Here is a 25,600-nt window from a genome sequence, read left to right as displayed (position 1 = left end):
AATACGCACAAAAATAAGCTGTCACTGTAAATGAACGGCTGTTCATGAAGTAATTAAGTGCACTAAAGCAATAAAAAACATTTTTAAAATGTCACAAAAGAAACGAGGTAATGTCCCAATGAGTATTATAAAAATCAATCTTAAGCAGACATCTACGATCGCATTATTAGTTGGAGGACTGGGAACGACGCACAGTTATGCTGGTGATATTGAACATTTCTCTGTGGGTACTGCTGGGCAAACAGGTGTTTACTATGTTGTAGGACAATCCATTTGTAAGATGGTGAATCGTCAAACAGAAGATCATAATTTACGTTGCTCCGCACCATCCACTGGTGGCTCTATTGCAAATATAAACTCCATTCGTTCTGGAGGATTGGATTTCGGTACTGTTCAATCAGATTGGCAATACCATGCATCAAAAGGCACTTCAAATTTTGAAGAAGCAGGACCTTATGAAGAGTTAAGATCCGTCTTTTCTTTGCATTCTGATATTTTTACTTTAGTCACCCGTGCCGATGCAAACATTACAACGTTTGAAGGTCTAAAAAATAAACGTGTGAATATTGGCAACCCCGGTTCAGGCCAACGCGCGACAATGTTAACTCTAATGAAAGAAAAAGGTATGTCACTTTCCGATTTCAAACTGGCGGGTGAGCTAAAATCTTCAGAGCAATCTCAAGCCTTGTGCGATAATAAAGTCGACGCATTTGTTATGGTTGCAGGCCACCCTGTTGCGAACGTTAAAGAAGCAACAAGTACTTGTTCTACTCATATCATTGACGTGACAGGCCCTGCTATCGATAACTTGGTTGAGAGATTTCCTTATTACAGTACAGCTCAAATCCCCGGCGGGATGTATGAAGGCACACCGGAAGACGTCAATACATACGGTCTGAAAGCCACGTTAGTCTCGTCTACTGACACATCCAAAAAAGTGGTTTATAACTTAGTAAAAGCTGTATTTGAGAACTTTGAACGATTCAAACGACTGCATCCTGCTTTTGCGCAACTTGACCCTAAAGAAATGATATCTGCAGGTCTTTCTGCACCATTGCACGAAGGAGCTGTGATGTATTACAAAGAACGTGGCTGGATTAAATAACCTCGTTACTTAGCAGATTACAAACCGAGCTCACGTAGCTCGGTTTTTTTAAAGTCACTCTACTGAGGTTAAAACATGAGTCTATTAAAGAAGAGCGCAAGTTCAATAGACGTAGATAATTTGGTTACTTCAAATGATATGGGTGGACGCCAATCGAGTGGAATTCAACTTAAAATCATTCTTTTTTTTGCATTTTCATGGGCGTCATTCCAAATATGGATAGCCTCTCCTTTTCCCTACATGATGGATTCAGACCTATTCCGCTGGAACAGTAATCAGGCTAGATCAATACATCTCGCTTTTGCTATCTTTCTTGTCTTTTTAAGTTTTCCTTTCAATTCAAAATCGCCCCTTAAAAAGGTGCCTTTAATTGATTGGCTACTGGCGATTACTGCAAGCCTTTCGGCGCTTTACTATTTAATCGAGTATGACAACATTGCCACTCGTGTTGGAGCACCGATAGTTCAAGACATCGTCATCGCTTGTATCGGCATTCCGCTTTTATTTGAAGCTGCACGACGCAGCTTAGGTATAACACTACCCTTGATTGCCGCCGTTTTTCTAGCCTATAACTTCTTTGGTAATTATATGCCAGAGATGATCGCCCACAAAGGGTTTGGTTTACAAGAAGTTGTTAATCATCAATGGATTACCACCGAAGGCGTTTTTGGTATTGCTCTGGGTGTTTCTACCGATTTTGTTTTCTTATTTGTTCTATTTGGTTCTTTACTCGACAAAGCGGGTGCTGGTAATTACTTCATTAAGCTTGCTTTCTCATGCCTTGGTCATTTTCGTGGTGGTCCAGCAAAAGCCGCTGTTGTTGCATCGGGATTAACCGGCCTAATATCAGGCTCGTCCATTGCCAACGTAGTGACTACTGGTACCTTCACTATTCCAATGATGAAAAAAGTGGGGTTCTCATCAGAAAAAGCCGGAGCGGTAGAAGTTGCCGCGTCCGTAAACGGACAGATCATGCCGCCAGTAATGGGTGCCGCTGCTTTTTTGATGGTTGAGTATGTTGGAATCAGTTATCTCGATGTCATTAAGCACGCTTTTTTACCCGCGCTTATTTCTTATATTGGTTTGGTTTACATTGTGCATTTGGAAGCGCTTAAAGCGAACATGCAAGGTTTACCTAGAACAGTTAGAGAAGGCAGTCCACTTACCCAAATAACAGGTTTTTTGTTTGGCTTCTTAATACTCTGCTTTATTTCTGCTGCTGTTTATTATGGACTCGGTTGGATCAAACAAATCTTAGGTGATCATTCTATTTATGCGATTACCACTTTGGTAATTTTAGCTTTTATCGGTTTACTGTATAGCGGTTGTAAGCTACCCAAGCTATCGGATGATATAGACCAAGATTTAGGAACACTTCCACCACCTGGTGAAATTTTCCGCTCTGGTATCTACTACTTATTGCCCGTTGTTGTACTCGTTTGGTGTTTGATGATTGAACGATTAAGCCCTGGGTTGAGTGCATTTTGGGCCGCTGTTCTAACCATGTTTATAATAGTCACTAAACCCATCTTGGAAACCTTATTTAGAGATGACACATCACTGCCAATATTTACCGGACTGCAAAACCTCATCGACGGAATGGTGAGTGGAGCGAGAAACATGGCGAGCATATCTATTGCTACCGCGACTGCGGGTGTCATTGTGGGTGTGGTATCACAAACCAGTGTGGGTGCTGTATTAGCCGATGTCGTAGAAGTTTTATCATTTGGGAATATTACTCTAATGTTATTACTCGTCGCTGTCCTGTGTATGATTCTAGGAATGGGACTCCCTACAACCGCAAACTACATTGTGGTGTCCTCTCTCATGGCGAATGTTATTGTTGAAGTGGGCGCATCAAATGGCTTAGTTGTGCCACTTATCGCAGTACATTTATTTGTTTTCTACTTCGGATTAATGGCAGATGTAACACCTCCTGTTGGATTAGCATCTTTTGCAGCCGCCGCTGTATCGGGCGGTAAACCGATCCAAACAGGTGTAATCGCATTCAAATACGCATTAAGAACAGCGGTTCTACCTTTCTTATTTATTTTCAATCCTGACTTATTACTTATTAATGTTACCTTTTTGCAGGGTGTTTTTATCTTTGTGATTGCAACTTTGGCTATGCTCATTTTTACAGCAGCAACGCAAGGCTATTTCTTCGATCGTTGTAAACTGTGGGAAAGAGCGCTTCTATTATTGATCGCTTTTAGTATTTTTAGACCTGATTTCTGGGTGAATCAAATGGTTGAACCTCATCGTTATATGGCTTTGAGTGAATACTTAGAAGAAGACGCTCAAATCAGTATAGGCACACCATTAAGAATCCATGTAGAAGAAGATAACTACTCAGGGGGAAAGGACGCTTCGATTCATATGTTAATCGCCAGAGAGAAAGGGCTCGCTAAAGACATCATAGAAGGGTCTGGGCTGAATCTTTATCAATCAGATACCGTGATTGAAGTCGATAGTGTCGACATTGGCAGTGATGCTTATGAAGCAGGGTTCGAAGCTTTCCAAGTTCTAACAGGAATAGACGTAGCCAATAAACAACCATCATCCGTATTTGTTTATTTACCGTGTATGGCGCTCATAACATTGATCGCTTTGATTCAAGTCAGACGCAAAAAATTGACACCATAAAGACAATGCCCATAATGGAGGCTCCCATTTGGTTGCCTCCTTTTCCCTCTATCAAGCCACACTATGCCGCGTTTATGCGTACTCTTTCGCCAGTATCGCTACCGCTTGGGCAGCCATGTGATTCAAGTTATTATCCGCCGTTTTGCTGTAATCAATGATTTGTTGCTTCATTGAACGAGCCCAAAAGCGCTTTAAATGCGATGCGACAAAGTCTGCAACAACGGTTTCGTCGCCTTGGTGTCCATTATTGTCAGCAATTTGGTTTGCCATACTAACTAACTGATCCAGCTGTGAATGACTCATGACTCTGCTCTCCTGAACCTGATGTCTCTCTTTAATTTTTCGTGGTAAAAATGACTGGAGCATCAGATGCCCAATACTCCAGCCAAAAGGGTTTACTCGGTTACTTATTCGTTATTCACAAATTTACGCATCAACCTGACGGCCATTTTTAGGCTCTTTTAGGTAATGTTGCTGCTTCTTATCGAACTGAACAAAGTCACGTTGCCATTGAGACGGTTGGCTGACTTTTTCCACCTGCACCGCTGTTACCTTGTATTCAGGGCAATTGGTCGCCCAATCAGAGTTGTCTGTTGTAATGACGTTTGCGCCACTGCCCGGATGATGGAAAGTAGTATAAACAACGCCTGCTTGCATACGCTCACTGATAACAGCACGCAATACAGTTTGACCTGCACGGCTGCTGATGCCTAACCAATCTCCGTCTTTCACGCCGCGCTCTTCTGCGTCGTGCGGATGCAGTTCAAGTACGTCTTCATCGTGCCATACTTGGTTGTCCGTTCGACGAGTTTGCGCCCCTACATTGTACTGAGACAAGATGCGCCCTGTAGTCAGTAATAATGGGAAGCGACGGCTGGCACGTTCTTCCGTTGCCACGTATTCCGTAACAGCAAAGTTACCTTTACCAATAGGGAAGTCCACTTCGTGCATGATGGGCGTACCAAGTGGATGCGCTTCATTACAAGGCCATTGGATACTGCCCTGCTCTTCTAATAGTGGATAACTGACACCCGTAAACGATGGCGTAAGTTGTGCAATTTCATCCATAATTTCAGACGGATGCTGATAATCCATTGGGTAGCCCAGCGCATTAGATAACGCAACAGTGACTTCCCAATCTTCTTTCCCGGCTAATGGCGGCATGACTTTACGCACACGGTTAATACGACGTTCTGCGTTGGTAAAGGTGCCATTTTTTTCTAAGAAGGTAGAGCCAGGTAGCAAGACATGGGCAAATTTTGCCGTCTCATTCAAGAAGATATCTTGTACGATCAAGCACTCTAGAGATTTCAGTGCGGCTTCAACATGGTGGGTATTTGGATCAGACTGAGCAATGTCTTCCCCTTGTACATACAGACCTTTAAAGCTGCCAGCAATGGCCGAATCAAACATGTTCGGAATACGTAGCCCCGGTTCATTGTCTAATTTAACGCCCCAAACGGATTCAAAGTTACCACGAGCCACATCATCCGAAACGTGTTGATAACCCGGTAATTCATGAGGGAAAGATCCCATATCGCATGAACCTTGCACGTTGTTTTGTCCGCGTAGCGGGTTCACGCCCACTCCTTCACGACCTATGTTACCTGTCGCTAATGCAAGGTTGGCAATCCCCATGACCATGGTCGAACCTTGACTGTGCTCTGTCACACCAAGACCATAGAAAATCGCACCGTTATTACCTTCTGCATAAACACGCGCCGCATGGCGAACGTCTTTTGCAGACACGCCCGTTACTGACTCCATAGACTCTGGAGAGTTAACGGGTTTGCTGATGAAAGCGCGCCATTTTTGGTACGCCTCATCTTCACAACGATCATTAATGAAGTTTGTATCTTCTAGACCTTCTTCAATAATGACGTACGCCATTGAGTTCACCAACGCCACGTTGGTGCCCGGTCGAAGAGGAAGATGTAACGCGCCTTTTAGATGCGGTGTTTTCAACAAATCGATCTTACGTGGGTCAGCTACGATCAATTTAGCGCCTTCACGTAATCGACGACGCATCATAGAACCAAATACTGGATGAGCGTCCGTTGGATTCGCGCCAATCACCAACATCACATCCGTATAACGAATCGAGTCAAACGTCTGTGTACCCGCTGATTCACCTAAGGTTGTTTTTAAACCGTAACCCGTTGGGCTGTGGCAAACACGCGCACAAGTATCGGTGTTGTTATTACCAAATGCGGCTCGAATCAGTTTTTGTACTAAATACGTTTCTTCATTAGTACAACGAGACGATGTAATACCACCAATGCTTTCACGGCCGTACTTTTCTTGAACTTCTTTTAAACGTTTGGCAGAGAATGACAACGCCTCTTCCCAACTTACTGCACGCCATGATTCATCAATACTGTCACGAATCATCGGTTCTTTAATGCGGTCTTTATGCGTCGCATAACCAAAGGCAAAACGCCCTTTCACACAAGAGTGACCTTGGTTAGCGTCTCCACCTTTAAACGGCACCATGCGTACTACCTGGTCACCTTTCATTTCCGCTTTGAATGAACAACCCACGCCACAGTAAGCACACGTTGTGACCACACTGTGTTCTGGTTGGCCCATATCAATGATGGTGTTTTCCATCAAAGTAGACGTTGGGCACGCTTGAACACAGGCACCGCAAGACACACAATCTGACTCTAGGAAACCTTCGCCCTGACCGGCCGTCACTTTGGAATCAAAGCCACGTCCCTCTATGGTAAGCGCAAACGTTCCTTGGACTTCTTCACAGGCACGTACGCAACGAGAGCAGACAATGCATTTGCTGGGATCGAACGTGAAATATGGGTTGGACGTATCTTTTTCAGCATCAAGATGATTGTGGCCTTCAAAACCGTAACGCACTTCACGTAAACCCACCGCGCCAGCCATATCTTGCAACTCACAATCCCCATTTGCCGGGCAGGTCAAGCAGTCCAATGGGTGATCGGAAATGTACAATTCCATCACATTACGACGCAGTTTAGCGATTTTTTCGTTTTGCGTAATGACTTTCATGCCTGCATTTACCGGTGTCGTACAAGATGCAGGAAAACCGCGTCGGCCTTCAATTTGCACCGTACACAAACGACAAGAGCCAAAGGCTTCAAGGTTATCGCTGGCGCACAGTTTCGGAATATTAATGTCGGCTAATGATGCCGCTCGCATCACCGATGTGCCTTCGGGTACGGTGACTTCCACTCCGTCAATTTCTAATGTGATAAGGGTGGTCGAGGGACTTGCTGCGGTACCGTAATCTTTACTTGGATCGCTTTTTTGGGGTTCGTAATAGTGCAACATATTAATGTACCTCGGCTGACGTAGACTTCGTGATCGCAAGATCAATGTCTTCTGGGAAGTATTTAAAGGCACTCTGTACAGGGAAAGGCGTCATACCGCCCATGGCACAAAGAGAGCCGTGAATCATGGTGTCACACAGATCGTCCAATAAGGTTAGGTTGGCATCCACATTGACACCCGAACGAATTTTATCAATGACTTCAACGCCACGGGTGGAGCCAATACGACAAGGCGTACATTTGCCACAGGATTCTTCTAAACAAAATTCCATAGAGAAACGCGCTTGTTCTGTCATGTCCACCGTATCATCAAAAATAACAATACCGCCGTGACCTAATACCGCTTCAACCGCTGCGAACGCCTCATAATCTAACGGGGTATCCCACTGACTTTCTGGTAAATAGGCCCCTAATGGCCCACCAACTTGTATCGCTCTCATGGGTCTGCCAGAAGCAGTTCCACCGCCAAAATCATCAATCAATTGACGTAATGTTGGGCCAAACGCCAATTCGATCAAACCGCCTTGTTGTATATTACCCGCCAACTGGAAAGGTAAAGTGCCACGGGAGCGCCCCATGCCGTAATCCGCATAAGCTTGACCACCTTCTGCCAAAATATAAGGTACAGCCGCTAACGACAGTACGTTATTTACTATCGTTGGTTTGCCAAATAGCCCTTCGATTGCAGGTAACGGTGGTTTAAAACGCACCAAACCCCGTTTGCCTTCCAGACTTTCCAGCAAGGACGTTTCTTCACCGCAAATATACGCTGCTGCGCCTAAGCGAACTTCTAAATCAAATGCCTTGTTGCTGCCTAAAATAGTCTGACCTAAGTAGCCCGCATTGTAGGCTTTCGAAATGGCTTCATTCAGAATGTCATGAGCAACTGGGTATTCTGATCGTAGATAGATATAACCCTGAGTTGCGCCAACCGCTAAGCCAGCAATGATCATACCCTCAATCAACATGAAAGGGTCGGCTTCCATCACCATACGGTCGGCAAATGTTCCAGAGTCCCCTTCATCTGCGTTGCAGACAATGTATTTTTGATCCGGTGGGCAATCATGTACTGTTTGCCATTTAATGCCTGTCGGGAACGCCGCACCACCACGGCCACGCAGACCCGAGGTTTTGACTTCATCAACAATGGCTTGACCACTCAACTGTAAACTTTTTTCTAACCCTTTAAAGCCATCTAACGCTTTGTAATCTTCAATCGAAACAGGATCGATAATGCCCGCGCGCGAAAACGTCAAACGTTGTTGTTTTTTAAGATAAGGTAACTCTTCTGGCTTACCTAAAGACAAAGCATGCGCGTCACTTCCTGCTAATAAACCGGCATCAAATAAACCAGCAACATCACGAGGCTCAACAGGGCCATAAGCCACACGACCTTGATCGGTTTCTACTTCAACCATAGGCTCTAACCAAAATACACCACGAGATCCATTACGTATGAGCTGGATCGCTTCACCACGTAACTCCGCTTCTTTAACAATAGCAGCGGCCACTTTATCACCGCCTAAAGACAGGGTGGTTGTATCACGGGGTACATACACTTTAATACTCATGACTGGCTCTCCAATGCGGTGCTGCCTAACGAAACAATGCCTAGCTCAACGGTGGTGAGTTCATCTACTAACTGGTCAAATTTCTCATTTGTTACACGACCAACAATCTCATCATTGACACGAATAGAAGGGCCACAAGCACAGTTGCCTAAACAGTAGACAGGCTCAAGGGTAAATTCTTGATCCAATGTGGTGGTATGGTAATCCACTTGAAGCTTGGCTTTTACATGCTCTTCAAGCGTACGAGAACCCCGTGCCTGACAGGCTTCCGCTCGACAAATTTGCAGTATATTTTGGCCTGATGGAAAAGTGCGAAAATGATGATAAAAAGAAATCACACCATGGATTTCAGCAGAGGTTTGGTTCAGGGCATCCGCAATCATTGGCACAGCGTCTGGCGGTACAAAGCCTTGCGTATCCTGAATGCCATGTAAAATCGGAAGCAATGCCCCGGGCGTGTCTTGAAGTGAAGCAATGACTTGCTCGACCTGTTCTGAATTCCATTGTGCGCGGTTTGTCATTTTTATTACCTATTCAACACTCGACATGAGATGAAGGGTTAGTCTTATCGAACTAAGTTACCACTACTCCTGCTTTCTCGAAATATGAAAATGAGTGCATATTTAACCATAAACAGCTTAAGAACCTATTTTTATTGAATAAACGGCTCTATTCTATTTTATATATGCACTCAATTACCTATTTATAAGAATTTAAGAAGCCTCTAAAAATGCCACTAAAACGTATTCACATTGATCCTAATTGGCTGTTTCGAGATGAAGCAGGCAATACGCTTGACCCGCAGCTTTTTCGGCTGTTAGAAGAAATCTATCATCATAAGAAACTTACCGCTGCAACCAAGTCGATGGGCATCTCCTATCGCCACGGTTGGAATTTATTGGGTAAATGGGCGGATTTTTTTGGCACGCCTTTGGTGATGTTAGAAAAAGGCCGTGGTGCGAATTTAACCCCATTAGGCGAAAAACTGCTGTGGGCAGAACAACGAGTCATCGCACGATTTCAGCCCCAAATGGCCAGTTTGGCATCCGAACTCAACATTGAGCTGCAAAAAGCTTTGGTCAATTTAACCCCGCTACTGCGCATCCAAGCCAGCCATGGTTATGCCGTTGCCCTCTTGCCTGACGCCTGTTCCAACCTGCAATTGGATTTGCAGTACAGCAGCCCTTTAGAGGCACTTTCTGCACTCAATCGAGACAGCTGTGATCTTGCTGGATTTCATGTACCCAGAGGCGTGGTGATCAACACTTTGCTCAAACAATATCAACAATTCTTAAAACCACGAGCGCATAAGATCATTCGATTTATTACTCGGCAGCAAGGTTTGATGGTTCGAAAAGACGGTTCATTAGACATCAATCGCTTAGAGGATTTAACACAAGACAAGGTACGCTTTATCAATAGGCAAGAGGATTCCGGCACCCGCGCCTTGTTCGATCAATTATTAATGAATCATGATCTTTCACCCAACGACATCATTGGCTACAACAACAAAGAGTTTACCCATTCCGCCGTAGCCGCTTACGTCGCCTCCAATATGGCGGACGCGGGTTTTGGCGTTGAACAAGCCGCCCATCAATTTGACTTACGATTTATCCCTATTTGTACCGAAGATTACGTCTTTGTATGCCATCAGAAAAACCTCAACAAAGCCGCGATTACCGAGTTTATCCATTCGATAGAAAGCACCGAGTTCCAGGAAAAAATCCATGTTCTGGCAGGCTACAAAGGTGACAAACTGGGCGTAATAGAAGATTTGTCCCACTTTATGCCGAGTTAGAACATAAAAAAGCGGGTAAACCAGAACGCCGTTTACCCGCTAAGTCAACATCTTATAAAGCCGCAATCACATCAATACTTAACATTGAATTTAATGGTAAAGCAGACACTTCCACTGTCGATCTGGCTGGTTTATGGTCACCAAATGCAACGCCATAAATTGCGTTAATTTTAGCAAAATCCTGCATGTTTTTAACAAAAACCGTCGTTCTTAATACTTTCCCTAATGACGACCCTGCCTCTTCGAGAACATGCTTTAAATTGCTCAGTACTTGCTCTGTTTGACCTTCCACAGAGTCGCTTTCAATAACTCCCTTCTGGTTCATAGCGACTTGACCAGTACAAAACACAAGACCATTAAATACAACTGCTTGAGAATAAGGCCCGATTGCTTGAGGGGCCAAGGGTGAATTAATGTAGTTCATAATGATGTCCTAATAATGGGTTACAAAAACAGTAAATATGATATGGCTAGTTATCATTCAAGCTAAGTTCAACACTGCGCTTAGCCGCTGACCCAATCGCATCACTAAGTAAACGCTCTAAAGCTCCATCTTGCATCAACACGCCCAAAGCCGCAGCCGTAGTTCCATTAGGGCTGGTCACTTCTTCTCTTAATTTGCTAACATCTCGATCGTCTTGTTCAACTAATTTCGCCGCACCAACGACCGTATTTTTAGTCAATATTAGGGCAAGATCATTCGTCAATCCGGCGTCTTTCGCTGCCTGAAACATACACTCAACAAAGTGAAATAAGTAAGCTGGCCCACTGCCACTAACCGCCGTAACAGCATGCATAGCATGTTCATCATCCACCCAGTCAAAGCTGCCTAAATTAGAAAACAAAGATTCACAAAATGTTTTTTGAGATGACGAAACGCAGTTATTTGAACATCCAACCATAACACCGCTATTAATGAGCGCTGGGGTATTTGGCATTACTCGAATTACTGGCTGTCCATTAAACAACAATTGTTCAATTGTGCTGTGGGTGACGCCTGCGGCAATTGAGATAACCAGCGTTTCCTGAGTCAATAAAGGCTGATAAAGAGGCAATACAACGTCAAATACCTGAGGTTTCAACGCCACCAATATACAGCTATAAGACTGATTAGCAGGCATTGCATCAATGTTCGTAAAGGTATTAATACCCTGAGATTTGAATGGCACTAATGCAGCTTCGTTTGGATCTATTATTGATATGGTTTGAGGCTTTATACCCATTTTAATCCAACCATTAACAATAGCACCGCCCATGCGCCCACCACCAATAACCAAAATGGACTCTGAATGATTGTCTAACTTATTATTCATTATTTGACCTACTTGCTCTACGTTCAGAAGAGACACCGTTTTCATCCAGCACCTCCTTACTCATACAATGTTATGAAGCGATGTGACTTGGTTCATTTACTTAATCGCTCGTTAATCTGCTCAGTGCTACTTAACGTTTTACGCTTAAGTTGCACCAACACCACCAAAAACAAGGCAAACAAAGCCGGTAGATAGAACCATTCCTTTGCCATTCTTTCATTGGGGACTTGTAGCTCAACCACTTGCCACCCATAGTCCATTCCTGAAAGCTGGGCAGGGCTATCGTATTTAATATCGTCAACCAAAACTTGACCTTCATTTTGCTCTATATTAAATCCCACATTGTTATACAATCTGTCTTCTCCTGTTTGTCCTTCTAACTGCGGTCCAAGCGAAAATACCACCACTTTATCAATGATGTCTCCACTGAAGTTTTCTCCTTTGACAAGCAATCTCACACTGCTATCAGTAGGCTCTTCTTGTACAATTTTGACAATATTGATGGGGTTAATACGTTGATAAGGCTCTTCAATTTGGTTTAACCAATAACCCGGTCGAATTAACGTAAAAGCAACTAATAACAGCGCAGCACTTTCCCACTTTCTAGACAAACAGAAAAAGAACCCTTTTGTCGCTGCACAAAACGCCAACATAGCAATAATGGCTGTTATCGCCACCATCACATACTCCCACCAGTAGTCCATGCCAATTAACAATAAACCGGGGTTAAAGATAAAAATGAAAGGCAGAATAGACGTTCTAATGTCATAGAAAAAAGAGTTGATTGCCGTTTTCATGGGATCGGCCCTTGCAACCGCAGCGCCAGCATACGCATCCACCGCAACGGGAGGCGTGGTTCCTGAAATCAGACCGAAATAGAAAACAAACAAATGCACCGCAATCAAAGGAACAACAATGCCATGCTGAGAAGCCAATGTCACAAAAGGCTGCGCCATGACAGACGCCACAACAATGTAGTTCGCTGTGGTCGGTAACCCCATGCCCAATACCATGCACATTACGGCGGTTAACAACAACATTAAAATAACACTGCCCCCCGCAATGGAGTCGATAACTTCTGTCATTATTAATCCGACCCCAGTTAACGAAACGACACCAACAATGATCCCCGCTGAACCCATAGCCAGCGCAATACCAACCATATTTTTCGAACCTGAAATGGTGCCTTCAAATACTTCATAAACCCCTTTTATCGTTTCGGCTTTCAAACTCTTATTGGTTTTTCTAAACAGGCTAATCAAAGGATGCTGAGTGAGCATAATAATAACCAATGTGAGAATCGCCCAAATAACAGCGTGCCCAGGAGAAAAACGCTCAATCATTAGGCCCCAAATCAACACACCAATGGGGATAGCAAAATACAAACCCGCCATTAATATTGGCAATGTATCGGGGATTTTTAATAAAGGCGCATTGGGATCATCGACTTCAATTTCAGGATATTGTGCGGCTTTCCAAAGCAGTATCAAGTAGCTTACAAATAGAATCACCGCGCATACATAGGATGTCAGTTCACCAAACAGCGTTTTAACGAAACCCACTCCGACGTACACAACACCACTTAGCAGTACGATTAAACAAATGCTTAGCGACATGTTCATTAATCTTTGAATCACACTAGATTTATGCAGCTTCTCTAAAATTGGCAAATTCATTTTAGCCGACTCTAAATGCACAATGTAAAACAACCCGATATAAGAAATAATGGCAGGTAAGAAAGCATGGGTAATAACCTCAAAGTAGCTAATCCCAACAAACTCTGTCATTAAGAAGGCCGCTGCCCCCATAACAGGAGGCATAATTTGCCCATTAATCGAAGCCGATACCTCAATAGAAGCAGCTTTCTCTGATGAAAACCCAATCCTTTTCATCAATGGAATGGTAAACGTACCTGTCGTAGCCACATTCGCAATCGCTGATCCTGAAATAAGCCCTGTAAGCCCTGATGCAACCACCGCCGCTTTTGCTGGACCGCCGCGCAAATGACCAAGTAAAGAAAAGGAAAGCTGAATAAAGAAGTTGCCTGCACCTGCTTTTTCAAGCAAAGCACCAAATAAAACAAATAGAAAAACAAAACTGCTGGAAACACCAAGAGGTAAACCAAACACCCCTTCTGTTGTTAACCATAAATGATCCAACAAACGATTTAGGCTTGCGCCCCTATGAGAAATAAGATCAGGCATGTAAGGACCAAACAACGCATAGCCAATGAATATCACAGCAATAATCACAAGAGGCCAACCTAATGCCCTTCGAGAAATTTCCAGAACGAGCAGTAACCCCGTGATAGAAAGCGCAATTTCTTCGAACGTTCGGCTTCCCCCCGCTCTGGATGATACTTCTTCGTAAAATACAACAATAAATAGAGTGCTGACTAACGCTCCAATCGCTAAGAGCCAATCGCCCATAGGGACGTGTGTTCGAGACGACGTTTTAAACGCAGGGTACAAAGAAAAGCCTAGAAATAACGCAAAACCTAAGTGAATAACTCGTTGTTCTGTGTCATCAAAAAAGCCAAACTCTAAAATAAAAGGTAGAGATGAGGCAACATACAGTTGGAACATGGCCCAACTAAACGCCACAAATGCTAAGAGCTTATTAATTGACCCCGTAGGACTTCTCGCACCAACTTCTTCTGCTATTAGCTCATTCAGTCTCTCATCAGCCACTCGTGCCGCCGAGGGAGTTTCTTTATTTGCTATCATAACCATCGTTCCCAGTTAGATAAAAAGGAAGGGGTAAACAACACGGTGTCATCTACCCTATTAAGGAAATTTATTTAATTAAACCCACTTCCTTAAAGTACCTTTCTGCACCGGGGTGAAACGGCGTTGATTTACCATTTTTCACCGCATCTTCACGACTTAGGCCTCTATATAGCTTTGACTGCTTTTTAAAATCTTCAAAATTATCAAAGACCGATTTCACAAGTTGGTACACAACCTCTTCGTTTGCATTCGCTGATGCAACCAAGGTCGCAGGCATTCCCCAAGAGTAAGCATCCTCAGTTTGTCCTTTGTAAGAATTGGCTGGGATCGTAGTGGAGCCAAGGTAAGAATATTTTTCAATTAAGCTAACAATTTCTGGGTCCATCCAGTTAAGAATAGACACATCACAAGAGTTGGAAGCTTCGGTAATACTGGACGACCCTATGCCTGTTGTATAAAAATACGCATCTATTTTACCGTCACACAACGCGGCGGCTTGTTCTCTTGAATTTAACTTCGTGGTTTGAGCAAAAAACGTATCTTTATCAAGATCGTATTCATCAAAAGCAAGATTGAAGCTTGCCTCTTGCCCCGACCCAACGTTCCCAACATTCACGATGTGACCTTCCAAGTCTTTAAAAGATTTAGCACCAATCTCTTTACGCGCAACCATTTGAGCAACGTCTAAATGCAGTGAGAAGAGAAAACGTAGATCCTTATTCACTCCTTCTTTTTCAAATTTATTCGTTCCATTGTATGAGTGAAATTGCCAATCCGCTTGAGAAATGGCAACGTCTAGATCACCACTCATAATTGAACGCAGATTGGCAACAGAACCTCCCGTACTCTCAACACTACAGCGAATATTATGATTATTTACTTTGCGGCTTTTATTCAATACATTACAAATAAAGCCACCTGTCGGGTAATACCCACCACCAATACCAGCGGTTCCAATATTAATAAATTGCTTTTCAGCTGCATTAGCAACACCCATTGATGCTGCGCATATAGCCGTTGTTATAAATAGGGAGGATAAGGTCTTTTTCATTTTTATTACCTTTTGCGATTTTAGTGAACGCTCTATCAAATAGAGCAAATTAATCCCCCCTCGTAACACTAACTACTAGAGAGGATGGATAATGACTGCCGTCTAAAATGAGCCGCGACTTCTTTTTTCGTTCGTTCAATATGCTTTCGTAGTAAATCAACCCCTTTATCTACGTCCCCTGCTTCACATGCTTTTAAAATATCTACATGCTCTGAGTGCGGTCTATCAAACCCTGAAGCCATCGTCACTTTTAGCCTCATGAAAGAGCCAGTTCTATCTACTACTGAATGGATCATTGAAATTAGATTCATCAAGCCACAAGGTGCATAAATGCAATCATGGAAGCGACGATTTAAATCACTCCACACCTCAATGCCTTCCACTTCTTCGTATTCTTTTAAAATTTCACGTGCTAGCTCGATGTCTAAATCCGTCATCTGAGGAATAGACAGCTCAAGCGCTCTGGACTCAAGCGCTATGCGAATCTCTAACATTTCTAGAATTTCAGCTTCGGTATGCTCTGTAACAAACACCCCTCGCCTAGGTCGAAATTCTACTAATCCATCTGATTCCAATTTTCGAAATACTTCTCGAACCGGAATTTTGCTTACACCAAATTGTTCAGCAATGTCGTCTTGTCTTAAAGGCGCTCCACCAGCCAATGCGCCATCTAAGATCAATTTACGGAGCGTGTGATAAATATCGTTATTTACTTCTTTTTTTATTGGCTTCTTTATTTTTTGAGCATCATTTTCATTTGCCATCGTTACTCTCCATTGGTTGATCAAAATGAAAATAATATCCTAACTGACACATAACCAATAACACCTTAAATGATGAAAACATAAAAAACAATAATCGTATACTATTTAATATATTAGTATACAAATATTATTGACCGTATCTTTTATGTTCTATAATATTTTTATAAACTCCCCCCTCAACTCAAAAATGGTTTACACGCTATGTACAACGGAATACTTTCTATCGATCACACTTTCGTCGCTGTTGCAGATATGGACGAGTCTCGAAAAACCTATGAAAAATTGGGATTTACTGTTCCTCCTCGTGGTAGTCACATTGAATGGGGAACAGGAAATTGGTGCATAATGTTTGAAAATGATTACTTAGAACTACGCGGTATCATTGACCCAGAACGCTTTACCGTAAGCTTGGATGAAGCGTTAGAAGAGTACGGAGAAGGCCTTGCTGGTGTGGCGTTTGGTACAAATAGCGCACAAGGTAATTATGATGAAATGATCAGTAATGGCATTACACCAAAGCCATTACGCAGCCTAACCAGAAATTTTGAACTTGCAGAAGGCTGGGTACAGCCGAAGTTTTCCCTTTGTTTCCCTCAAGAAAAAGATATTACGGGCCTAATGCATGTCGTATGTTGCCAGCACTTAACGCCTGAATTAACACGTAAGCCAGAATTCTTGGTACATGATAACGCCACCATCAGCGTTATTTCTATGACAGGCCGAATCGGTGATGCCGATGCCGTTGAAGCGGCTCAAAGAAAGCTCCTAGGAAATGACGCGGTTAACCGCATTGGTAATTCCATTAGACTGACGTTACCAAGTGGGCAATATCTTGATTTATTGTCTACTGTTGAATATGACGCAATTTATGGCGAAGACAGTAAGGTCCTTGCAGACAAAGACACCTATTTAGGTGTTACTAGAGTAAAAGTATCAGACCTGCAACAAACCTGTTCCACTCTTGAAAAAAATCAAGTCCCATTTAAAAAAATCAATGACACTCTTATCCGTGTTCATGCCGACTTTGCATGCGGAGTTATCATGGAATTCACTGAATAACAATAAGCAGAGGTAGAAAACATGGAACTCCCGTTCGATCAGTCAAACCGATCTGCTGCATTGCCCCAATCATTGTGGGCAGCAACGGCGGAACCCGCGCCAGAAACACAACCACTCCTAGAAGATCAACAGGTTGATGTTGCGATTATAGGCGCAGGTTTTACTGGTTTGTCAGCGGCACTGCACCTTGCAGAACATGGCACATCTGTCGCTTGCCTTGATGCAACGGAGATCGGATGGGGGGCTTCAGGCAGAAATAACGGGCAGGTCATTCCAGGATTAAAACATGACCCAGATAAAGTCATGAGTATGCTCGGCCAAAAAGCCGCAGACCCTCTTATAAAATTCAGTGGGGACGCGCCATCATTAGTCTTTTCTCTAATAAAAAAGCATCAAATACAATGCGATGCCGTTCAAAAAGGCTGGATCCAACCAGCACCTTCTCCTTCTTCCGTGAAAGAGATTGAATCCAGAGTCAAACAATGGAAAAAGTACAATGCTCCAGTCGATATGATTGACTCCAACCAGTTAGAAAAAAGATTGGGAACGTCTTGGTATCAATCTGCATGGATTGATCATAGAGGAGGCTCTTTAAACCCTTTGTCTTATGCTCGGGGTCTAGCAAATGCAGCAATAAAGGCAGGAGCATCTGTTTATACGAAGTCTCCTGTTTTACGTACTCAAAAAGTTGGCTCTAAATGGCATATTATTACATCATCGGGGGCAGTTCAGGCGTCTAAATTGCTTATATGTACGAATGCGTATACGGGAAATTTAGATGCAAAAGTAAGCCATTCCATCATTCCCGTACGAACAGCACAACTTGCCAGCGCACCGTTATCATCAGATCAATGGAAAGCCATTCTTCCAAACGGGGAAGCCGCTTCAGACGCATCAAAGCTCTTAACATCATTTCGAATAACGTCTGATAAAAGATTAATCATGGGCGGCGCCTATGCAACTGGGGGAGACGAAAATACAGAAATGTTTGCTCGGCTCAAATCATCCGCTCAGAACCGCTTTCCACATTTAAGCCGTATTAATTGGGATTTTAATTGGAGTGGCTATCTCGCAATTACGCCTCCACATTTACCGCAAATTTTTGATTTAGGGGGTGGATGCTATAGCCCTATCGGTTGTAATGGACGTGGAATAGCGATGACAACAGCCACAGGAAAAGCATTGGCTGAACACCTTCTAGATGAATCAAAGAAAGAATGCATTATTCCCATTGTCACACCCAAACCGTTTTTCTTTCACGCCTTTAGGCACATTGGAATTGCCACCAATGTGGCTATATGCTCTTTACAAGATAAATTAAAGCGATAATTAATATAGGTTACCTCTACTTAAAAAATAAACTTCCCAAACACATATTATGCAGGCTCAAAAATGAAAGTTCTTGTTATCAACCCATTTGCTACCGACGCTTATGACCAAACTGTGTTTAATATATGTAAAACCTCAAGATGGTAAATCTGATGCATTTGCCAAAATGCGTCAGCTCAATATGAGATAACCGTATTCTATAATAAGCATTGTTTCATTTCTAAGTAGCCATCTTGACCTTTCATCCAACGACATCATTGTCTACAACAAAGAGTTTACCCATTCCACCGTAGCCGCTTACATCGCCTCCAATATGGCGGACGCGAGTTTTGGTGTTAAACAAGTCGCCCATCAATTTGGCTTACGTTTTATCTCTATTTGTACCGAAGACTACGTCTTTGTTTACCATCAGACAAACCTCAATAAAGCCTCGATTGCCGAGTTAATCTGAATCAGACACGCCCCCACCTTCAGGCTCATAGAAGAAGATTCATGTTGAAAACATCGTCGCTGAAACATTCAAATCAATAACGTAATGGAGCCACACCAATCCATTTAACCTATTGATATGTAAATCAATTATATGATGGCTTATATGCTTTCGTGTCAACTTCTTTTCCTGCTGTCACCTTTCAATAAGCGTGTGATTATAACCGCGATTGAGTTCAATTTTTATTAGGGCCTATAGTCGAAGAGTAAACTTATATTGGCCTCAAGATGAAATATGATGCATAAAAGAAAGTATGAAATGTAAGTTTTTGTAATTTTTTTTATCTGAGAGGGTTTACGGTGAGATACATTTAACAGCATAATTAGGGCCATGTTGCATTGATGATTAAATCCGCTGGCATAAATGCCAAACAATCAAATATAACAAGCAACCATATATACGTAACCTACAGGATGGCACATGCCTAAATTAAACTTAAAGTATAAATTAACTTCATTGTCAGCCATGTCTGTATTGGCTATTACTTTATTAGCTATTTTCATCGTTATTAAATTATCTAATTTAATAACGCAATTTGAATCTTTTCAATCCACCTCTGTTAATGCTGAAAAATATACAATTATGATCAACAGGGATTTAAACTACACATCTCGTTTAACTCGCAGCATTATGTTGGGTGATGATTTCGATAGTAATTTTAAAAAATTAGAAAGTCGTATCATCGACATAAAACAAACCTTTAATGATCTAGAAAGCACAATTAGTCAATTACCTGATGAAAGCGAGCCATTAAAGAAAGCTGTCAAAATAAGCTATCAGGATACCGTCTCTTTTATAGAAGATGGGCGCAAACGTATGCTGAACTTACAACCCAACCACGGAAGTGCTCAAGTTAGAGCAGAAGCTTGGCAAGCATATAAAACAGAGGCTTCTCCCGTTGCGAATGCCGCCAGAAAAAGCTTCCAAGAACTTCAAAAGTTATTAAGTGAGCAAATCAAAAAAAACAACCTTGGATTACAACAAGCAATTAAAGATACGAACCAATTGGAAATTATCATTTCACTAGTTGTTCTGGGCTGCATTTCTTTAGGGATATATAATACTTTTTTAATCAAGAGTTCAATGTCTCGACTAGGGAAGCTACGATCGGCGATGAGGAGAATTGGCCAAAGCGCTGACTTAACTAGTCGAGTAAAAGTAGAAAACACAGATGAAATCGGCCAAACGGCTGAAATATTCAACGAAATGTTAGAGCAGTTTCAAGACAGTATTGAACACGTAGCCACCTCCATATCAAAATTAAGCCAATCATCAGAAGAGTTATCGGTTGTCGCACAAGAAGGAATCCAATCACAATCATTACAAGGGAAAGAAATAACCGACGTGGTTTCGTCTATGCATAAAATGATAGAGAGTGTCGACAATGTATGTAACAGCGCAAAAGAAGCGTCACACTCGGCTGTAGGCGCACATGATGTATCACAAGATGGTATAAAACTTACAAGAAATGCCGTACAACTTATGGAAAAATTAGCCAATCAAACCCAACACACAAGCTCAGTAGTTAAACAATTAAATGAATCTTGTAACAATATTTCTCAGGTACTGAGTGTAATTGAATCTATTTCTGAACAGACCAATTTACTTGCTTTAAATGCCGCAATTGAAGCAGCCAGAGCGGGGGAACAAGGTAGAGGTTTTGCCGTCGTAGCAGATGAAGTACGTACTTTGGCTACCCGCAGTCAAGAGTCAACTAACAAAATACAAACTATTATAGAAACTTTGCAGAAACACTCTCTCGACGCTGTAGATGCGATGGATAATAACTACATGCTATCGCAAGAATCCGTATCTACTACCGAGAATATTAGGCATTCTATGCAGAAAGTCGTTGGTGTCATTGATGAAATTCAAGCATTAAACAAAGGCATAGAAACTAGTACTGTTTATCAAAGCACTATGTCAGACGAAATAAATAATAAAATAACCTGCATACGCGATTTGAGCAGAAGTAGCCAACTAGGAGCTGAAAATGTCCAAACCTCTAGCTTGGCACTGGATACATTAGCTCGCAACCTAAATGAGTTAGCAACTCGCTTTCGTTACAATTGAGGTAGGTATTCTGACTACAAAGTGCACTACAAGCTATCCATAAAGTTAATCTAATAATTTCAAAAAGTTAGTGTTTTCTTTGTCAGAACCACCCCTCGTTAACAAGGTTTGATTTGATAAAGAGTGAAAACGAATATGCCTAAATTTACCTTTACCCAGCTAGAAAAAACTAAATTAATACCTAAGTTAAAGCAGCATATGTCAGCCGCGTTTGAATGAGACCTTGGCGGCTTTGATGCTCAATTTCTATTAGACTTTATCGCTAAAGAGTTTGGCTTTAGTTTCTATAATAAAGGCCTCCAAGACGCCCAAGCAGGTGTGTCTGAGCGAATGGAAGTGATTAACGAAGAGATCTATGCTTTAGAAAAGCATTAATTGAGAAAGCTTAAGCTTTCAAAGAGAGTGATCACTATAAGCTTTCACCTACTTCAAGCTTGAAAGGAAGTTGAATGATTTTTTCTTTAATTTCAATTCCTTGCAGTCTATTTAAGAGCTCTTCAGCAGCGATACGTCCCATATCTTCACGAGGTGTTACAACCGTTGCTAATCTAGGAACGATTGCTTTGGAAATATCATGGCCATGAAAGCCAACAATGCTAATTTGTTCTGGCACTTTTAATTTGTGCTTTTGACTTTCAAAGAGTGCACCAATTGCTAAATCATCATTTGTACAAAAAATACCATCCGTGTCAGGCTGCTGCTTTAAGGCTTCTTTTAAAAATTTAGCGCCTAAAGTAAAGGAAGATGCTTCATCTGTTTGTAAGCATAAAGGCTCTAAATTATGCTTTTTCATCGCATCTTTATAGCCTTGTATTTTAAGTTGAGTTCGTTTGTCCATACGTGCGGCAATATATACAATTTTATGTCGACCTTTTTCAATCATAAACTCAGTCATTGAAAACGCCGCAGCATGGTTATCGATGCCAACAGCTTGTGCAATGGGAGAGGAAACTGAATCCATTATTTCTATTACGGGTATTCCTGCCGTATCTAACATTTTTCGTACTCTTTGAGTATGAAAACTTTCTGATAAAATTAAGGCGTCGACATTATAAGAAAGTAGAGTTGATATACGTGCTTCTTCTGCTTTTTGACTATAGCCATAGTGAGCTAGCATTGTCTGGTAACCAGCTGGTTCTAGAACATTCTCGATCCCTCTTATCACTTCCGCAAAGACCTGGTTGGTTAATGAAGGGACGAGAACGCCAATGGCATGGCTTGTTGATTTGGATAAAATATCCGGCGCTTTGTTTGGAATATAACCTAGTTCATCTAATGCCTCGGAGATACTTGTTTGTAAAGGTTTTGAAACACTTTCAGCATCACGTAAAAACCTGCTTACCGTCATTTTAGTGACGCCAACAAGTGTTGCCACATCTTGTAATGTTGGGCGTTTTTTCTTGATAGCCATATTATAACCGTATCAATATTGTTACCTGTAACATTACCATGAAACCAAAATATTATTAAATGAAATAATTATCCTTCTATTGATTTCCCACATAACAAAGTATTGAATATAAAGATCTATTTGGTATGTGAGCGCTCACTTATACTCTTCAATTTCTAATCGTTCATTGGTTTACCATTGGGTGTGGAATTTTTTGTCCGTGGTTGAATTCGTGCGTAAGTATGAATGAGCGCCAAAGTAATCTCTTTGTGCTTGGATTAAGTTCGCTGATGATTGGCTTGTTCGATAACCATCGAAATATGCTAATGAAGCATACAACGCAGGTGATCTTCTTCAAGTGTTAGGAGTTGTAAGACTTTCGCCTGATTAAGGTCGTAGCCAGCTACTTGATGGTGGTTGTCGATAAAATCAAGCGCTAAATTTTACCCGTCCAATGATCGCTAGATTACACTTTAAAAGGATATTGTTAATAGTCATTTTTATACTTTTATAAATTAGTTAGAAAGATGAGTAATCATATAAACGCTTATCGCAGATCAATTTTGGCTAAAATACATGCTAAGACCTGCTTTTCACTTTGTTGAATATCTATTGATATTGCTTCATCTTCCAAGGGTTCAACCAATGTAGAGAACTGACTTTTAAGCATGTCTTCTCCTTTAAAATAATGGCCATCTCGTTTTTGATGTCTTTCCCATATTGTTTTATAGCTCCCTTTTAAATACACGAAAACTATCTCAGGGTTTCCTTGTTTTAATTTTTTTCTATATTCAGGTTTTAATGCTGAGCAAGCGACAATGGAGTGAGAGTTCGATTGTATTACCTGATTCAATGTTGTTAGCCACTCTTGTCTATCTTGGTCACTTAACGGTATACCTTGACGCATTTTTGTTACGTTGTGCTCAGAATGAAAATTATCTCCATCAAAAAATGGATAGTGTAAATAATCGGCTAACATCTGCCCTATGGTGGACTTACCTGATCCAGACACACCTAAAACTACAATTTTGTTTACCATTAGACACAGCCTCCCCGTAAAACCAAATATGGAATGTTTTAATTAAATGAAATCACTTTTGAGTTGCTAAAACTTACTGCCACCATAATGAAAGACTTGGGAAGAAAATAACTAATGTCAGAACAACAATTTGGATGCAAATAAAGGGAAATAATGACTGAAAAATTTCTCCTAAGCTGATGTCTTTTGGAGCAACAGATTTAAGGTAAAATGCAGCAGGTCCAAAGGGCGGTGATAAAAAAGAAACTTGCATATTGAGGCAAAAAACAACACCAAACCAAATAGGATTAAGGCCTAGATTAATAATGATAGGAACAAAAATTGGCATGGTTAATAACGCCACACCTACCCAATCAAGGAACATACCCAAAACAAAAAGGATTAGCATCATGATAAATACCGTACCCATTACACTGCCGCCACTTAAATTCAAAATCAAATCTTCTACGAAATCGATTCCTCCCATTAAGTTGTAAACACCAACGAGAGCGGTTGCACCTATTCCTATCCATATGATCATGCCACACGTGCTCATTGTCGCCTGAGCACTTTCCTTAAGCATGGTGAAATTCAATTCTCCTCGAATATAAGCACTAATTATGATGCCAACAACACCGAGTGCTGATGCTTCTGTTACCGAAGCGACACCGGTATAAATACTGCCTAACACGGTTGCAACAGATAAAAAGGGGAAGAGAAGTGCTTTTTTGAAGTTTACGTGCCTATCTTTTGCTAATTCTTCGTCTGTTGGTAAAGGGGCGTATTCTGGGTAAATGCGACAAAGAACTAAAATGTAAATCATATAACATAGAGCTAATATGAGAGCGGGAACAAAAGCAGCTTTGAAAAGATCTCCAATCGAAACACTTGCTGTTAACCCATAAATTATGAGCACAATACTGGGAGGGAGCATGGTTCCCAGTGCTCCACCTGCGCAAGTTGTACCTATTGCTAATTTACGGTTATAACCGAGGCGTAACATTTGAGGGAGGGCTAAAATTCCTAATAAAACCGTTTCTCCACCTATTACACCAGACATTGAAGCAAGTATCACAGCAACAACTAATGTTTGAACCGCAACACCACCCCGTAATTTTCTGCCCATTATTTTCATGGCATCAAATAAGTCCTTTGCAATGCCTGATCTATCTAAAAGCGCGGCCATTAGTACGAACATAGGAACGGCTAAAAAAACATAACTGCCTACAAAGCTATAAAGACGACTACTAATCAGAGGCAGCGCATCGACGCCGAACCAGCCTAAAGCAAATACTAAAGCAACCATTCCTGTCACGAAGGCAAGTTGCATGCCTGTTAATAGCAGAAGAATCATACTGACAAGCATGGCCAAACTGCCATAGCCAATGCCCATATTAGAGAGATCAAACATTATTTCTGCTCCTTAGGCATTTCATTTCAATAATAAGGTGTAAGCAAAACTGGATAAACATAACGACACTCGTTATGAAGATAATCGCTTTTAAATACGCTGGAAATGCTGGGTTCCAAGCGGAACCTGATGTTTCTGCATGTATGCTGCCCCATGGTGTAAACCAAGCACTGTGAGCCATTTGAAAAGAGGCAAATATCAACATCCCCGAAAATAGAAGCCCCATGAGATGATGGAAAATGTTCAAATATTGTCTTATTCTTGGTGAAACGAGGTCATATATAAGTACCACACGGACATGCTTGTTTATTGAAAGGGCGTATATACCACCAAAAACAAATAAAAAACCGCCAATAAAAGATGCTGTCTCATGAACCCATATTGTTGGAGAATTCAAAACATAGCGCATCACAACCTCATAGAAAGAGATCGCGACAGCTAATATAAATAAGATGCTTAATGTGTTTCCGAGATTAAATATCCACTTATCTAATCTGTTACTAGGTTGGTGGCCTTGATCACGCTGATCTAATTTACTCATCACATAT

The 25,600-nt window shown here is 41.7% G+C and carries 21 protein-coding genes and 1 pseudogene; 8 read left to right on the top strand and 14 right to left on the bottom strand.

The window, feature by feature from the left end:
* Positions 1-118 precede the first annotated feature (118 nt).
* Together ACMUMJ_RS05720 and ACMUMJ_RS05715 are read left to right on the top strand one after the other, a co-directional pair.
* Complete coding sequence (locus ACMUMJ_RS05720) at positions 119-1,105, top strand: TAXI family TRAP transporter solute-binding subunit (protein WP_414677830.1); 987 nt, start codon at positions 119-121, stop codon at positions 1,103-1,105.
* A gap of 75 nt (positions 1,106-1,180) precedes the next feature.
* Positions 1,181-3,751, top strand: coding sequence for a TRAP transporter permease (locus tag ACMUMJ_RS05715; RefSeq protein ID WP_414677829.1), 2,571 nt, complete (start codon positions 1,181-1,183; stop codon positions 3,749-3,751).
* A 72-nt stretch (positions 3,752-3,823) separates the two neighbouring features.
* Here the strand turns inward: ACMUMJ_RS05715 and ACMUMJ_RS05710 are convergent, their stop codons facing one another.
* From ACMUMJ_RS05710 to ACMUMJ_RS05695, 4 genes are all read right to left on the bottom strand, one after another.
* Entirely contained in the window at positions 3,824-4,054 is a 231-nt protein-coding gene (locus ACMUMJ_RS05710; protein WP_414677828.1) for a formate dehydrogenase subunit delta, read from the bottom strand.
* Positions 4,055-4,177: 123 nt separating this feature from the next.
* Positions 4,178-7,057, bottom strand: coding sequence for a formate dehydrogenase subunit alpha (fdhF, locus tag ACMUMJ_RS05705; protein WP_414677827.1), 2,880 nt, complete (start codon positions 7,055-7,057; stop codon positions 4,178-4,180).
* 1 nt (position 7,058) lies between these two features.
* Entirely contained in the window at positions 7,059-8,627 is a 1,569-nt protein-coding gene (locus ACMUMJ_RS05700; protein WP_414677826.1) for a formate dehydrogenase beta subunit, read from the bottom strand.
* The gene (locus ACMUMJ_RS05695; protein WP_414677825.1) at positions 8,624-9,148 is read right to left on the bottom strand and encodes a formate dehydrogenase subunit gamma; all 525 of its coding nucleotides are present in this window, start codon (positions 9,146-9,148) and stop codon (positions 8,624-8,626) included. The genes ACMUMJ_RS05700 and ACMUMJ_RS05695 overlap by 4 nt, the downstream gene beginning before the upstream one ends.
* 209 nt (positions 9,149-9,357) lie before the next feature.
* Here ACMUMJ_RS05695 and ACMUMJ_RS05690 point away from each other — a divergent pair, with 209 nt between their 5' ends.
* On the top strand, positions 9,358-10,425 hold the full coding sequence (locus ACMUMJ_RS05690) for a substrate-binding domain-containing protein (RefSeq protein WP_414677824.1): 1,068 nt from the start codon (positions 9,358-9,360) through the stop codon (positions 10,423-10,425).
* A gap of 52 nt (positions 10,426-10,477) precedes the next feature.
* Here ACMUMJ_RS05690 and ACMUMJ_RS05685 read toward each other — a convergent pair whose 3' ends face one another.
* The 5 genes from ACMUMJ_RS05685 to ACMUMJ_RS05665 form a co-directional block, all read right to left on the bottom strand.
* Complete coding sequence (locus ACMUMJ_RS05685) at positions 10,478-10,849, bottom strand: Rid family detoxifying hydrolase (protein WP_414677823.1); 372 nt, start codon at positions 10,847-10,849, stop codon at positions 10,478-10,480.
* 46 nt (positions 10,850-10,895) lie between these two features.
* Complete coding sequence (proC, locus tag ACMUMJ_RS05680; RefSeq protein WP_414677822.1) at positions 10,896-11,783, bottom strand: pyrroline-5-carboxylate reductase; 888 nt, start codon at positions 11,781-11,783, stop codon at positions 10,896-10,898.
* Positions 11,784-11,830: 47 nt separating this feature from the next.
* Positions 11,831-14,464 carry a TRAP transporter permease gene (locus ACMUMJ_RS05675; protein ID WP_414677821.1) on the bottom strand — a complete coding sequence of 878 codons (2,634 nt, stop codon included), beginning with the start codon at positions 14,462-14,464 and terminating at the stop codon, positions 11,831-11,833.
* 70 nt (positions 14,465-14,534) lie between these two features.
* Positions 14,535-15,518, bottom strand: a complete 984-nt coding sequence (locus tag ACMUMJ_RS05670; RefSeq protein ID WP_414677820.1) for a TAXI family TRAP transporter solute-binding subunit — start codon at positions 15,516-15,518, stop codon at positions 14,535-14,537.
* A 68-nt stretch (positions 15,519-15,586) separates the two neighbouring features.
* Positions 15,587-16,282: a GntR family transcriptional regulator gene (locus tag ACMUMJ_RS05665; RefSeq protein WP_414677819.1), complete on the bottom strand. Its 696-nt coding sequence runs from the start codon at positions 16,280-16,282 to the stop codon at positions 15,587-15,589.
* 201 nt (positions 16,283-16,483) lie between these two features.
* Here ACMUMJ_RS05665 and ACMUMJ_RS05660 point away from each other — a divergent pair, with 201 nt between their 5' ends.
* The 5 genes and pseudogenes from ACMUMJ_RS05660 to ACMUMJ_RS05640 all read left to right on the top strand — a co-directional run.
* A complete protein-coding gene (locus ACMUMJ_RS05660) occupies positions 16,484-17,341 on the top strand; it encodes a VOC family protein (protein ID WP_414677818.1) in 858 nt (285 codons plus the stop codon).
* 21 nt (positions 17,342-17,362) lie between these two features.
* Positions 17,363-18,670 (top strand): NAD(P)/FAD-dependent oxidoreductase, encoded by a 1,308-nt coding sequence (locus ACMUMJ_RS05655; RefSeq protein WP_414677817.1) that lies wholly within the window; start codon positions 17,363-17,365, stop codon positions 18,668-18,670.
* A 199-nt stretch (positions 18,671-18,869) separates the two neighbouring features.
* Positions 18,870-19,121, top strand: a complete 252-nt coding sequence (locus tag ACMUMJ_RS05650; protein ID WP_414677895.1) for a substrate-binding domain-containing protein — start codon at positions 18,870-18,872, stop codon at positions 19,119-19,121.
* Between the two features lie 459 nt (positions 19,122-19,580).
* Positions 19,581-21,233 (top strand): methyl-accepting chemotaxis protein, encoded by a 1,653-nt coding sequence (locus ACMUMJ_RS05645; protein WP_414677816.1) that lies wholly within the window; start codon positions 19,581-19,583, stop codon positions 21,231-21,233.
* 231 nt (positions 21,234-21,464) lie between these two features.
* Positions 21,465-21,608: pseudogene (locus ACMUMJ_RS05640) on the top strand (DUF2164 family protein); the annotation flags it as partial.
* 34 nt (positions 21,609-21,642) lie between these two features.
* Here ACMUMJ_RS05640 and ACMUMJ_RS05635 read toward each other — a convergent pair.
* From ACMUMJ_RS05635 to ACMUMJ_RS05615, 5 genes are all read right to left on the bottom strand, one after another.
* Positions 21,643-22,644, bottom strand: a complete 1,002-nt coding sequence (locus ACMUMJ_RS05635; RefSeq protein WP_414677815.1) for a substrate-binding domain-containing protein — start codon at positions 22,642-22,644, stop codon at positions 21,643-21,645.
* 171 nt (positions 22,645-22,815) lie between these two features.
* Positions 22,816-22,962 carry a hypothetical protein gene (locus tag ACMUMJ_RS05630; RefSeq protein ID WP_414677814.1) on the bottom strand — a complete coding sequence of 49 codons (147 nt, stop codon included), beginning with the start codon at positions 22,960-22,962 and terminating at the stop codon, positions 22,816-22,818.
* Between the two features lie 208 nt (positions 22,963-23,170).
* A complete protein-coding gene (locus ACMUMJ_RS05625) occupies positions 23,171-23,662 on the bottom strand; it encodes a gluconokinase (RefSeq protein WP_414677813.1) in 492 nt (163 codons plus the stop codon).
* Between the two features lie 73 nt (positions 23,663-23,735).
* Entirely contained in the window at positions 23,736-25,052 is a 1,317-nt protein-coding gene (locus ACMUMJ_RS05620) for a TRAP transporter large permease (protein ID WP_414677812.1), read from the bottom strand.
* Complete coding sequence (locus ACMUMJ_RS05615) at positions 25,045-25,593, bottom strand: TRAP transporter small permease subunit (protein WP_414677811.1); 549 nt, start codon at positions 25,591-25,593, stop codon at positions 25,045-25,047. Before ACMUMJ_RS05615 ends, ACMUMJ_RS05620 begins: the two co-directional genes overlap by 8 nt.
* Positions 25,594-25,600 lie beyond the last annotated feature (7 nt).

It is taken from the genome of Marinomonas phycocola (assembly GCF_047525455.1).
GTDB lineage: Bacteria > Pseudomonadota > Gammaproteobacteria > Pseudomonadales > Marinomonadaceae > Marinomonas.
The sequence above is the reverse complement of the archived record's forward strand: the minus strand, read 5'-3'. Positions and strand labels throughout refer to the sequence as shown.